Genomic DNA, 11,867 nt, shown 5'->3' with positions numbered 1-11,867 from the left:
ACACGCCGCCGCACCGGGGCGCGGACACAGCACCGCACGCACCTACGACACGGACACGGACCTACGACATCGAGGACCCCGCCATGCACAGCACCCTGATCGTCGCCCGGCTCCGCCCGGGCTCGGTCGACGACGTCAGCGAACTCTTCGGCGCCTTCGACCGCACCGACATGCCCGAGCGGATGGGCACCCTGCGCCGGCAGCTCTTCAGCTACCAGGGCCTCTACTTCCACCTCCAGGACTTCGCGGACGACGACGGCGGCGAGCGGATCTCGCAGGCCCGCTCCCACCCGCTGTTCGTCGGGATCAGCGACGACCTCAAGCAGCACATCACCGCCTACGACCCCGACACCTGGCGCTCGCCGGCCGACGCCATGGCCCAGCGCTTCTACCACTGGCAGCAGGACTGACGAGAGGACGACCCCATGACCACCGGCACGTTCACCCTCACCGAACTCAAGCGCATCCTCGTCGACGCCGCCGGCGCCGACGAGTCCGTCGACCTCGACGGCGACATCCTGGACACCTTCTTCAGCGACCTGGGCTACGACTCCCTGGCCCTGTTGGAGACCGCGGCCGTGGTCTCCCGGGAGTACGGCGTGGAGCTGGTGGACGACGCCGTCACCGCCATCACCACCCCGCGCGGCTTCATCGAGCTGGTCAACGCGGCGTGAGCGCCCCGCCCCACACCCCTTGAACCCTTACGGAGTTGCCATGCCCGGACCGGAGGTCCGCGAAGTCGAGCACGAGATCACGGTGGCCGCGCCCGCCAAGGACGTCTACCAACTGCTGGTCGAGGTGGAGGACTGGCCGGCGATGTTCCCGCCGAGCGTGCACGTGGAGCGCGTGGAGCAGGACGGCGAGCACGAGCGCATCCGCATCTGCGCGACCGCCAACGGCGCCGCGAAGCGCTGGACGTCCATCCGTCGGCTCCTGCCCGACCAGGGCGTCATCGAGTTCCGCCAGGAGAAGTCGAGCCCGCCGGTCGCCGGCATGGGCGGCACGTGGATCGTCGAGCCGCAGGGCGACGAGCTCTGTCGGGTCCGGCTGCTGCACGACTACCGCGCCGTGGACGACGACCCGGCGGCCCTGCAGTGGATCGCCGAAGCCGTCGACCGCAACAGCCACGCGGAGCTGGCCGCCCTCAAGACCACGGCGGAGCTCGGCCCCGACGCCGCACAGAAGCCCTTCACGTTCGAGGACGGGCTACAGATCGCCGGCACCGCGGCGGACGTCTTCGCCTTCATCGACCAGGCACAGCTGTGGTCCGAGCGGCTGCCGCACGTCGCCCGCGTGATCTTGACGGAGGAGACCGAGGGGCTCCAGCTCCTGGAGATGGACACCCGCTCCCCCGACGGCTCGATCCACACCACGAAGTCCGTCCGGGTGTGTCAGCGGCCCGCGGGCACGATCCACTACAAGCAGATCAAGCTGCCGGCGCTGATGACGCTGCACACCGGTCGGTGGAGCTTCGAGGAGAACGCCGACGGCGTGCTGGCCGTGTCGCGGCACACCGTCGCCATCGACGAGACGAAGATCGCCCAGGTGCTGGGCGAGGGGGCCGGGCTCGCCGAGGCGCGCGCCGCGGTGCGGCGCGCCCTGGGCACCAACAGCCTGAGCACCCTCAACCACGCGAAGGCCCACGTCGAGGGCGGGTCTTGACGACCCCGCCGTCCGGCGGCGGGGCGACGGGGTCCGGCCCGGCGGACGTCGAAGCCGCGGTGCTCGTCGTCGGCGCCGGGCCCGTCGGGCTGCTGCTCGCCGGCGACCTCGCCGAGCGGGGCGTGGACGTGGTGGTCGCCGACCGCCTGAGCGCGCCGATGACCGAGTCCCGCGCCTCCCAACTGGGGGCGCGCACCATGGAGGTGCTGGCCCAGCGCGGGCTGCTGGCCGACTTCGGCGACGAACTCGTCCCCGAGCCGCGCGGGCACTTCGCCGGGCTGTCCTTCGACGCGTCCGCCGTGCGCAGCCCGTATCCGGGCCACTGGAAGGTCCCCCAGTTCCGCACCGAGGCGGTGCTCGCCCGACGGGCGCTGGCGGCGGGCGCCCGGCTGCTGCGCGGGTACGAGTTGTACGAGTTGTGCGACGTGCACACCGACGGAGCCGACGACGCCGCCGCCGACGCCGGGGTCGTCGCCCGCTTCCGCACCGAGGACGGGCCGCTCACCGTGCGGGCCGGGTACGTCGTCGGCTGCGACGGCGCGCACAGCACCGTGCGTTCGCTCGCCGGCTTCCCCGTCGAATCGGGCCCGGCGCGCCGCGAGTTGCTGCGTGCCGACCTGACCGGGATCGAGGTGCCCGACCGACGGTTCCAGCTCCTGGAGCGGGGCTTCGCCGCCTCGGCCCGCCGTCCCGACGGGGTGACCCGGGTGATGGTCCGGGTCGACGGCGCCCCGCCGGTCCGCCGCCAGGGCCCGCCCGCCCTGCGGGAGATCGCCGCGGCCTGGCGGACCGTCACCGGGGAGGACCTCACGGGCGCGACGCCGATCTGGCGGGACGCCTTCGACGACTCCTGGGTGCAGGCCGCCGCCTATCGGCGCGGTCGGGTCCTGCTGGCCGGCGACGCCGCCCACGCCCACATGCCGGTGGGCGGTCAGTCCCTGAACCTCGGGCTCCAGGACGCGGCCAACCTGGGTTGGAAGCTCGCCGCCCAGGTGCGGGGATGGGCCCCGCCCGGGCTGCTCGACAGCTACCACGACGAGCGGCATCCGGTGGGACGTCGGGTCCTGGACAACGTCCAGGCGCAGGGCATGCTGATGTTCGGGGGCGCGCAGACCGCGCCGGTGCGCCAGGTGCTCGCCGAGGTGCTGTCGGACCCCGGTCCCCGCGACCGGATCGCGGCCTGGGTGACCGGCCTGGACGTCCGCTACGACGTCCGGTACCACGGCCATGACTACATCCGTGACAACATCCGTGACGACGTGCGTGGCGCCGACGACATCCCGGCTCTACTGCTCGGATCCCGCGTCCCCGACCTGGCCCTGACCTGCTCGAACGGCGAGGGCACAACCGTCCACGCGCTGCTGCGCGACGGCCGGGGGCTGCTGCTCGACCTCGCGCCCGGCCCGGCTTCGACCGACGCCGACGCCGACGCCGACGGTTGGGCCGACCGCGTCCGCACCGTACGCGCCACGGCCGGCCCCGACGACGCGCCCTTCGCTTCCGGCACCTCCGTCACTTCCGTTCTCGTAAGACCGGACGGACACGTCGTGTGGACCGACCGCACGACGACCCCGCTGCGCACCGCGCTCACCGACTGGTTCGGCACCGCCGACCGACCGTGACCCGCAGGCGCGGCCGACAGCACTGACGCACACGAACAGCCGCACCGCCCCGAGTCGAGTCCGGAGGGCGGGCAACGGCCATCCCGGAACTCCGGACTTCCGGATCACCGAACTCTCGTTTCTGTGGAGGACATCATGACGAGGCGGCGAGTGGTCATCACCGGTATCGGTGTGCTCGCGCCGGGCGGCGTGGGCACCAAGAACTTCTGGTCCCTGATCAGCGAGGGACGCACCGCCACCCGGACCCTGACCCACTTCGACCCCACCCCCTACCGGTCGCGGGTCGCGGCCGAGGTCGACTTCCACCCGGAGGAGCACGGGCTGCGCGCCCAGGAGATCCGCCGGATGGACCGGGCCGCGCAGTTCGCCGTGGTCGCCGCCGCCGAGGCGGTCACCGACAGCGGCCTGGAGCTGCCCGAGGTCGACCCGTACCGCATCGGCGTCACGATCGGCAGCGCCGTCGGCGCCACCACCAGCCTGGAGGACGAGTACCGGGTCGTCAGCGACGACGGCACCAAACACCTCGTCGACCACGCCTATGCGACCCCGCACCTGTACGACTACCTCGTGCCGAGCTCCTTCGCCACCGAAGTGGCCTGGGCGGTCGGCGCCGAGGGGCCCGCCACGGTGGTCTCCACCGGCTGCACCTCCGGCATCGACGCCGTCGGGCACGCCGTGGAGCTGATCCGCGAGGGCAGCGCCGACGTGATGGTCACCGGGGCCACCGACGCCCCGATCTCCCCCATCACGGTCGCCTGCTTCGACGCCATCAAGGCCACCACGGTCCACAACGACGACCCGGAGCACGCCTCCCGCCCCTACGACAGCACCCGCAACGGCTTCGTGCTCGGCGAGGGCTCCGCGGTGTTCGTGCTGGAGGAGTACGAGTCGGCCCGGCGCCGCGGCGCGACCGTGTACGCCGAGGTCACCGGGTACGCCACGCGCAGCAACGCGTACCACATGACCGGGCTGCGCGCCGACGGCGCCGAGATGGCCGCGGCGATCACCGCCGCGCTGGACGAGAGCCGGTTCGCGCCCCAGGACGTCGACTACGTCAATGCGCACGGCTCCGGCACCAAGCAGAACGACCGGCACGAGACGGCCGCCTTCAAGGCCAGTCTGGGCGCGCACGCCTACCGGGTGCCGGTGAGCTCCATCAAGTCGATGGTGGGCCACTCCCTGGGCGCGATCGGCTCCATCGAGATCGCCGCCTCCGCGCTCGCCATCCGGCACAACGTGGTGCCGCCCACCGCGAACCTGCACCAGCAGGACCCAGAACTCGACCTGGACTACGTGCCCCTGACCGCCCGTGACTGGCCCACCGACCGGGTCCTCACGGTCGGCAGCGGCTTCGGCGGCTTCCAGAGCGCCATGGTCCTGTCCCGTCCCGAGAGGAGTGCCGCATGACGGCCGTGGCTGTCACCGGCGTCGGAGCCATCGCCCCCAACGGGCAGGGCACCGAGGAGTACTGGCGGGCGACCCTGGAGGGGCGCAGCGGCATCGGGCCGCTGCGCCGCTTCGACGCCTCCGGCTATCCGGCGAAACTCGCCGGCGAGATCGACTTCGACCCGGCCGAGCACCTGCCGAGCAGGCTCGTCCCGCAGACCGACCACATGACGCGGCTGTCGCTGGCCGCGGCGCAGTGGGCCCTGGACGACGCCGGGGTCGAGCCGCAGGACCTGCCGGACTTCGCGGCCGGCGTGATCACCGCCAGCTCCGCGGGCGGCTTCGAGTTCGGCCAGCGGGAGTTGGAGAACCTCTGGCGCGAGGGCCCGAAGTACGTCAGCGCGTACCAGTCGTACGCCTGGTTCTACGCGGTGAACTCCGGCCAGATCTCGATCCGGCACGGCATGCGCGGCCCCAGCGGGGTCGTCGTCAGCGACCAGGCCGGCGGGTTGGACGCACTGGCCCAGAGCCGTCGGCAGATCCGCAAGGGCACCCGGCTGGTGGTCTCGGGCGGGGTGGACGGTTCGCTGTGCCCCTGGGGCTGGGTGGCGCAGATGGCGGGCGACCGGATGAGCACGTCACAGGATCCGGAGTGCGCGTACCTGCCCTTCGACGCCCGGGCCCGCGGGCACGTGCCGGGCGAGGGCGGGGCGCACCTGGTGGTGGAGGACGTGGCGTCGGCGCGGGAGCGCGGCGCCCGGATCCACGGGCTGATCAGCGGATACGGCTCCACGATGGATCCGCGGCCGGGCAGCGGGCGCGAGCCTGGGCTGCGCCGGGCGCTGACGCTGGCGTTGGAGGACGCCGGGGTGCGGCCCGACGAGGTGGACGTGGTCTTCGCGGACGGCGCCGCCGTCCCCGAGCTGGACCGCATCGAGGCCGATGCGCTGGGCGAGGTCTTCGGCCGCGGCGGGGTGCCGGTGACGGCCCCGAAGACGATGACGGGCCGGCTCACCGCGGGCGCCGCCGCGCTGGACGTGGCGACCGCGCTGCTGGCGATCCGGGACGGCGTGATCCCGCCGACGCTGCACGTCACGGGCGCCGCGGAGTACGGCATCGACCTGGTCACCGGCGAACCGCGGAAGGCCGACGTGCGCACCGCGGTCGTCCTCGCGCGCGGTCACGGCGGCTTCAACTCGGCCGTCGTGGTGCAGGCGGCGTGAGCGCCGCCGTCAGCCCGATCTGTCAGACACGCCCCGGCGCAGCACGACCGCCACGAAGGAGCGGAACATGAGCAGCTTCTCGATCGACGACCTCAAGCGCATCCTGCGGGAGGGCGCCGGCGCCACCGCCGAGTTGGACGGCGACATCCTCGACGCGAGCTTCGACGACCTGGGGTACGACTCCCTGGCGCTGCTGGAGACCGGCAGCCGCATCGGTCGCGAGTACGGGCTGGAGTTCGAGGACACGGCGTTCGCCGACGTCGAGACCCCGCGCGACCTGGTCGGCGTGGTCAATGCCCAGCTGTCGGCCCCCGCGCCGCGCGGCTGACCCGAAGAACCCAAGGAGACGGAGCACCATGGCGACCGGCACCATACCCCGCAGCGACATCGACCCGTACACCGACGCGTCGATCCTCTCCCCGTACGAGGACTACCGGCGACTGCGCGACCTGGGCCCGGTGGTGTGGCTGGAGGCGCACGAGGTCTACGCGGTGGCGCGCTACCGCGAGGTCTACGACGCCCTGCACGACCACACCACCTTCTCGTCGGCGTCGGGCGTGGGCCTGACGGAGACGCTCAACAAGGCGCAGAAGGGGTCCAGCTTCACCAGTGACCCGCCGTACCACGACTACGTGCGCGGCCTGGTGGCCCGCCACCTGAAGCCGAAGGCGCTGGAGGAGTTCCACGACTACATCGAGGGCTGGGCGAACACCCTGGTCGACCAGCTGATCGAGAAGGGTACCTTCGACGCGGTCACCGACTTCGCGCAGGCGTTCCCGCTGGCCGTGGTGCCCGACCTGCTGGGCTGGCCGGTGGACGAGGGCAAGGAGCGCCTGTTGGAGTGGGCGACCGCCGGCTTCAACGCCTTCGGCCCGCTCAACCAGCGCACCATGTCGGGCTTCCCGCTGCTGAAGGAGATGTCCGAGTTCCTGGCGCGGATGTCGGTGCCCGGCAATCTGCGGCCCGGGAGTTGGGGCGAGCAGTTGGTGACCGACGCGAAGGACGGCAAGATCGAGGAGTACCTGCTGCCGGGGCTGCTCGGCGACTTCCTCGCCCCGTCGATGGACACCTCCGTCAGCGCGCTCTCCAGCATGCTGTGGCTGCTGGGCACGCACCAGGAGCAGTGGGAGGAGATCCGCGCGGACGAGTCGCACATCCCGCGGGCGTTCAACGAGATCATCCGCATCGAGTCGCCGCTGCGCGGCTTCACCCGGCTGGTGACCCGCGAGCGGGAGCTCGGCGGGGTGTCGCTGGAGCCGGGGATGCGCGTGCTGCTGCTGTACGGCTCGGCCAACCGCGACGAGCGGCACTGGACGGAGCCGGACGCCTTCGACATCCACCGCCGTGCGGTGGCGCAGCACGTCGGCTTCGGCCACGGCATCCACGGCTGCGTGGGGCAGGCGCTGTCCCGGTTGGAGGGCCACAGCCTGCTCAAGGCGCTGTCGACGAAGGTCCGTTCCATCGAGGTCGGCGAGCCGACCTGGCGGCTGCACAACACCATCCGCGGCATCGCCTCGCTGCCGGTCACGCTGCACACGTGACCACGGCCGACGAGCAGACCGGCCGGCTGCGGATCTCCGTCGACCTCGACCGGTGCGAGGGGTACGGGCTGTGCGAGGCGGAGGCGCCCGAGCTGCTCTTGCTCGACGACGGCCACGCGAACGTGCTGGTGGCCGGGGACGTACCGGAGGACCAGCGTGCGGCGGCGCTCAGCGCCGTGCACACCTGTCCCATCGCGGCGCTCAGGTTCGCCTGAGCGCCGCCCGGGCCGACGCCGTGCACGAGGCCTTGTTGGAAGAAGTCACGCAAGAACACGGAAAAGAAGGGGGTGACGCCCGGGATGAGTTCGACCGCCTTCGTCTTCCCGGGACAGGGGTCGCAGCGCGTCGGGATGGGTCGTGACCTCGTCGCGGACCGGCCCGACCTGATCGAATCCCACTACCGGGTCGCCGACGAGATCCTGGGAATCCCGCTGACGCGGCTGTGTTGGGAGGGGCCGGCGCAGGAGTTGCGGGCGATGCCCGTCACCCAGCCCGCGGTGTTCCTGACCAGCGTCGTGGCCCATGAGGTGCTGCGCGGTCACGGCGTCGTCCCCGACGTGGTGACCGGGCACAGCCTGGGCGAGTTCGCCGCGATGGTCGCGGCCGGGGTGCTCGACCTGCGGGACGGGCTGCGCCTGGTCCGACTGCGCGGAGAGCTGATGGACTCGGTGAACCGCACCGTGCCCGGGTGCCTGGGCGTCGTGATCGGCGTCCCGGTCGCCGGGGTGGAGGAGTTGTGCGTCCGTGCCGCCGCCGACACGGGTGAGGTCGTGGAGATCGCCAATCTGAACGAGGACCGGCAGATCGTGGTCTCCGGCGGGCTCGCCGGTGTGGCGGCGCTGCTCAAGTACGCGGACGAGGCGGGCGCCGAGCGGGTGCTCACCCTGGACGTGGGCGGGCCGGCGCACTGCAGCCTCCTGTCGGGCATCGAGGAGGAGTTCGGGCGCGCGATCGACGGGCTCGACCTGCGGGATCCGGTGGTCCCGGTCTACTCGGCCCTGACCGCCGCCCCGGTGCTCGACGCCCGACAGGCCGCCGAGTGCCTGCGCCGGCAGTTCACCAGCCGGGTGCTGTGGGCGGACACCGTGCGCGCCCTGACGGACTTCGGGGTCGACCGGTTCGTGGAGGTCGGCCCCGGCAAGGCGCTGAGCAAGCTGTGTCAGCGGATCTCCCCCGACTCGACGACGTACCGCACCAATGACGCACCGCGCCTGGCCCAGGCCGTGGCGGCGCTGGGTGCGGTGCGCTCCCCCGGGGCGCTGGTCCGGTGAGGGCGTCCCCGATCGCCCTGCTCCTGCCGGGGCAGGGCTTCCAGCACGTCGGCATGGCCGTGGAGCTGTACCGGCGCGAGCCGCGGTTCACCGCGGTCGCCGACGAGTTCCTGCACGCGCTGGGGGCGTGGGGGGCGGAGGTGCGCAGGACGTGGCTCGGGCGGGTCGACGGCGCGCCCGCCGACCGGGGCGTCACCGCGCAACCCCTGCTGTTCCTGATCGGGTACGGCATCGGGGAGGCGCTGGCGGCCCGCGGCGTGCGGCCGGCCGTACTGGTCGGGCACAGCGTGGGCGAGTTGGCCGCCGCGACGCTAGCGGGAGTGTTCTCGCCCGCCGCGGCGGCCCGGATCCTCGCGGCGCGCTGCGCGGCGCTCTCGCAGGCCCCCGCCGGCGGCATGCTGGCCGTCGCGGGGGCGCCGGAGCCGGTGTTGGAACGGGTGCGGGCCGGGGACGGGTGCGCGGGCGTGGCGCTCGGCGCGCACAACGGGCCCGCGCAAACCGTGCTCGCGGGCCCCGAGCCGGCGCTGACCGCGGCCGAACGCCACTTGCGCGATGAAGGGCTGACGGCGCGCCGGGTACGGGCGCTGGAGCCGTGGCACGCGCCGGCGATGCGCCGGGCGGCGGACCGGTTCTGCGCCGCCGTCGCGGACGAGGTGCTGAGCCCGCCGCGGATCCCGATCGTGTCCACCCGCACCGGTCGTCCGGTGTCGGAGCGGGAAGCGGTGCGACCCGACTTCTGGGCCGAACAGATGGCGCTGCCGGTGCAGTTCTGGCCGGCGCTGTGCACCGTGTTGGACGGCGCGGCGCACACCGTGGTCGACGCCGCCCCCGCGGGGGCGCTGGCGACCCTGGCGCGCCGTCACCCTTCGGTACGTGCGGGCCACAGCCCGGTCGTACCGCTGCTGGCGCCCGCCTCGCGTGAGCCCTGGCCCGTGTGGACGGCGGCGGTCGACCAGTTGGGCGGGTCGGTGGCGCAGCCGGCGTCGTGAGCGGTGGGGGGAGCCCCTGTCCCGGGCTTCCCCCACCGTCGTCGCCGTCGTCACCGGTGACGCGGCCCCCCGTACGTGCGGGCGCGCGCGCACGTACGGGGCGTCCGCCCCGCCGGGCGGCGCCCCGCACGCTCACCGGCGCGGGCGCTGCGTCAGGTCAGCCCCGCAGCGCCGCGGTCACGTCCCCAGCGTGGTAGTACACGCGTCCCGCGACCTTCCGCCGACGCCATTCGTTCTGGTTGGCGAGTCGGTAGATGCTGCCGTTCGGCAGGTTCCACAGCGCCTTGATGTCCACGACCGTGTACCAGGCGCGCGGGTTGGCGGTGCGGCCCTGGGCGTCCGAGCGGAGCGCGGCCCACTCGTCCGGCCCCCACGCGTGGGTCGCATCCGCGCTGCACCGGATCTCCGACGGCTTCGCGTCCGGGCCCGGCGCCTTGACCACGGCCCGCAACTTGCCCGAGCAGCCTTCGCGGACGCAGGCCCCGAGGGGCACGACGCGCACCCGGTCGGTCTCGGTGGCCTTGCGGGCGAGCCGGGTGAGGGCCCGCAGCTCCTCCAACACGTCCCCGGCCGCCCAGTGCTCGGCCAGCCAGTCCACGTTCTCCTGGCAGAAGCGCGCCATCGGCGCCACGCGCCGCTCGGGCGCCTCGACCTCCCGCTCCTCGACCACCAGGGCCGACCAGGAGGCCAGTACGGCCCGGACCCGGGAGCGCACTTCGGCGACGTTCTCGTTGAACGGCAGGTCACGCCGTCCGGCGCCGCCGGACACCCTTTCCTGGACCGTACGCGATCCCCCGAGGGCGACCTCACACGCCAAGTACAGCGCGGGTAGCTCCCCGAGGGTGTTGAACAGTTCGTCCTTGCAGCAGTCGCACAGGGTGGTGCCTCCCTCGGCTGTGCAACCGACCGTGACTTTCGGAGCGCGGCAGTGGTTCCATGACGGGCTTCGCATAGTCGCGCCAGATCCCCCTTGTTCAGCCAGACAACTCGACTGGTTTCCCACCACCGTAGGGCAGCAAGACTCCACGGGGGAGTGTCTTCATCATCAACACATTATGGAAAACCCATGTGCTTCGTGAAGAACTCACATGGCCGCGTGCGTCAATCACGTGATGACCGAAGCCGGCGCGAACATGACACTCAGGAAGCGTCGCCCATCACCGCTCACCTGCATGAATCACCGTCAGCACAGGGGAAGCACCGTTCGTGACTGACTGGAAAACACCTTCTGAAGCCCGGGCGACGAGCCCGTGAAGCGCCCTGCGGAGCCCCGGCAGACGTCGGCCGCCCCCGCCTCGGCGGCCTTGCCGACCGGCCGTGAACATACGAGGGCCGGGGCGGGGACCATAGGTGTTCCAGCCACCTCGGGACCACCCCGGCCGCGTTAGAGCCGGAAGAGGGAGGGTCACAGCCAGCCCGCGTCAGCCGCGATGCGGACCGCGTCCATCCGGGTGCGCGCATTGAGCTTGGTGGTGACCGAGCTCAGATAGTTGCGGACCGTGCCCGGCGACAGATGGAGCCGGGCCGCGATCTCGGGCACGCCGTCGCCGGCCGCCGCCAGCCGCAGGATCTCCAGTTGACGCTCCGTCAGTGGCGGCGGCGGTGACTGCCACGCCGAAACGGCGAGGTCGAAGTCGATGACCCGCAGCCCCGCCGCCAACTCCCTTATGGTGCTGACGAGTTTCTCAGGTGGGGATTCCTTGACCAGGAATCCACCCACCTGGATGTCGAGGGCCCGCCGTACGATCGTCGGCCGCCACGTACTTGTCAGAATGAGCGTCCGCGTCTGCGGCAACTCCTCATGAATTTGTTGAATAGACGACAGGTCATCGTGTCCCGGCGTATCGATGTCGACCACCGCGACGTCCGGCTCAAAACGGCGTGCAGCCGGCACCAACTCGCGTCCCGCCGCTAATTCGGCGACGACGACGATGTCGTTCTCCTGCGCCAGAAGCGCGAGAAATGCCCCCCGTACCATACGGCCGTCTTGGGCGAGCAGAACCTTAATCACTTTCCCTCCAGAGGTGAACGCGAGTGTCCTGCAGCGCGCCAATGGCAACGCCAGTCGGTCACGAGCTTAGCCTCTGAGGGTCCGTTTGGGCAGGGACAAGTTTCCCTGTGCACGGATTGAAGTCCCGCTTACCCTGCGGTTAAGCGGGTGAGATGAGTGCGC

At 72.1% G+C, this 11,867-nt stretch carries 13 protein-coding genes; 11 read left to right on the top strand and 2 right to left on the bottom strand.

The genetic code is table 11. The features are described 5' to 3' along the window. The first annotated feature begins 83 nt into the window (after positions 1 to 83). The 11 genes from ABZ842_RS23595 (at position 84) to ABZ842_RS23545 (ending at position 9,694) form a co-directional block, all read left to right on the top strand. Complete coding sequence (locus ABZ842_RS23595) at positions 84 to 410, top strand: TcmI family type II polyketide cyclase (RefSeq protein WP_361539929.1); 327 nt, start codon at positions 84 to 86, stop codon at positions 408 to 410. Positions 411 to 425: 15 nt separating this feature from the next. Then, complete coding sequence (locus ABZ842_RS23590) at positions 426 to 674, top strand: acyl carrier protein (RefSeq protein ID WP_361539926.1); 249 nt, start codon at positions 426 to 428, stop codon at positions 672 to 674. A gap of 40 nt (positions 675 to 714) precedes the next feature. Further along, positions 715 to 1,662 carry an aromatase/cyclase gene (locus tag ABZ842_RS23585; RefSeq protein WP_361539923.1) on the top strand — a complete coding sequence of 316 codons (948 nt, stop codon included), beginning with the start codon at positions 715 to 717 and terminating at the stop codon, positions 1,660 to 1,662. After that, positions 1,659 to 3,284 carry an FAD-dependent monooxygenase gene (locus ABZ842_RS23580; protein WP_361539920.1) on the top strand — a complete coding sequence of 542 codons (1,626 nt, stop codon included), beginning with the start codon at positions 1,659 to 1,661 and terminating at the stop codon, positions 3,282 to 3,284. The genes ABZ842_RS23585 and ABZ842_RS23580 overlap by 4 nt, the downstream gene beginning before the upstream one ends. A 135-nt stretch (positions 3,285 to 3,419) precedes the next feature. Beyond that, entirely contained in the window at positions 3,420 to 4,691 is a 1,272-nt protein-coding gene (locus ABZ842_RS23575) for a beta-ketoacyl-[acyl-carrier-protein] synthase family protein (RefSeq protein WP_361539917.1), read from the top strand. Beyond that, complete coding sequence (locus ABZ842_RS23570) at positions 4,688 to 5,893, top strand: ketosynthase chain-length factor (RefSeq protein ID WP_361539915.1); 1,206 nt, start codon at positions 4,688 to 4,690, stop codon at positions 5,891 to 5,893. Before ABZ842_RS23575 ends, ABZ842_RS23570 begins: the two co-directional genes overlap by 4 nt. 67 nt (positions 5,894 to 5,960) lie before the next feature. Beyond that, complete coding sequence (locus tag ABZ842_RS23565; protein ID WP_361539912.1) at positions 5,961 to 6,221, top strand: acyl carrier protein; 261 nt, start codon at positions 5,961 to 5,963, stop codon at positions 6,219 to 6,221. A 28-nt stretch (positions 6,222 to 6,249) separates the two neighbouring features. Further along, a complete protein-coding gene (locus tag ABZ842_RS23560; protein ID WP_361539909.1) occupies positions 6,250 to 7,434 on the top strand; it encodes a cytochrome P450 in 1,185 nt (394 codons plus the stop codon). Next, positions 7,431 to 7,649, top strand: a complete 219-nt coding sequence (locus tag ABZ842_RS23555; RefSeq protein WP_361539906.1) for a ferredoxin — start codon at positions 7,431 to 7,433, stop codon at positions 7,647 to 7,649. Before ABZ842_RS23560 ends, ABZ842_RS23555 begins: the two co-directional genes overlap by 4 nt. 84 nt (positions 7,650 to 7,733) lie before the next feature. Continuing rightward, positions 7,734 to 8,705 (top strand): ACP S-malonyltransferase, encoded by a 972-nt coding sequence (locus ABZ842_RS23550; protein WP_361539903.1) that lies wholly within the window; start codon positions 7,734 to 7,736, stop codon positions 8,703 to 8,705. Further along, positions 8,702 to 9,694, top strand: coding sequence for an acyltransferase domain-containing protein (locus tag ABZ842_RS23545; protein WP_361539900.1), 993 nt, complete (start codon positions 8,702 to 8,704; stop codon positions 9,692 to 9,694). Before ABZ842_RS23550 ends, ABZ842_RS23545 begins: the two co-directional genes overlap by 4 nt. Before the next feature lie 157 nt (positions 9,695 to 9,851). Here ABZ842_RS23545 and ABZ842_RS23540 read toward each other — a convergent pair whose 3' ends face one another. Beyond that, positions 9,852 to 10,463: a hypothetical protein gene (locus ABZ842_RS23540; protein ID WP_361539897.1), complete on the bottom strand. Its 612-nt coding sequence runs from the start codon at positions 10,461 to 10,463 to the stop codon at positions 9,852 to 9,854. Positions 10,464 to 11,099: 636 nt separating this feature from the next. Then, a complete protein-coding gene (locus tag ABZ842_RS23535) occupies positions 11,100 to 11,705 on the bottom strand; it encodes a response regulator transcription factor (protein WP_361539895.1) in 606 nt (201 codons plus the stop codon). Between the last annotated feature and the right edge of the window lie 162 nt (positions 11,706 to 11,867).

The sequence above is a fragment of the Streptomyces sp. NPDC047315 genome, from assembly GCF_040643215.1.
Lineage (GTDB): Bacteria > Actinomycetota > Actinomycetes > Streptomycetales > Streptomycetaceae > Streptomyces.
Note: the sequence above shows the minus strand (reverse complement) of the source record. Positions and strands in the feature narration are given on the sequence as shown.

Coding starts and splice junctions, on each gene's coding strand:
- ABZ842_RS23565 (WP_361539912.1), top strand. CDS start 5,961: ATGAGCAGCTTCTCGATCGACGACCTCAAGCGCATCCTGCGGGAGGGC.
- ABZ842_RS23570 (WP_361539915.1), top strand. CDS start 4,688: ATGACGGCCGTGGCTGTCACCGGCGTCGGAGCCATCGCCCCCAACGGG.
- ABZ842_RS23585 (WP_361539923.1), top strand. CDS start 715: ATGCCCGGACCGGAGGTCCGCGAAGTCGAGCACGAGATCACGGTGGCC.
- ABZ842_RS23560 (WP_361539909.1), top strand. CDS start 6,250: ATGGCGACCGGCACCATACCCCGCAGCGACATCGACCCGTACACCGAC.
- ABZ842_RS23590 (WP_361539926.1), top strand. CDS start 426: ATGACCACCGGCACGTTCACCCTCACCGAACTCAAGCGCATCCTCGTC.
- ABZ842_RS23575 (WP_361539917.1), top strand. CDS start 3,420: ATGACGAGGCGGCGAGTGGTCATCACCGGTATCGGTGTGCTCGCGCCG.
- ABZ842_RS23595 (WP_361539929.1), top strand. CDS start 84: ATGCACAGCACCCTGATCGTCGCCCGGCTCCGCCCGGGCTCGGTCGAC.
- ABZ842_RS23550 (WP_361539903.1), top strand. CDS start 7,734: ATGAGTTCGACCGCCTTCGTCTTCCCGGGACAGGGGTCGCAGCGCGTC.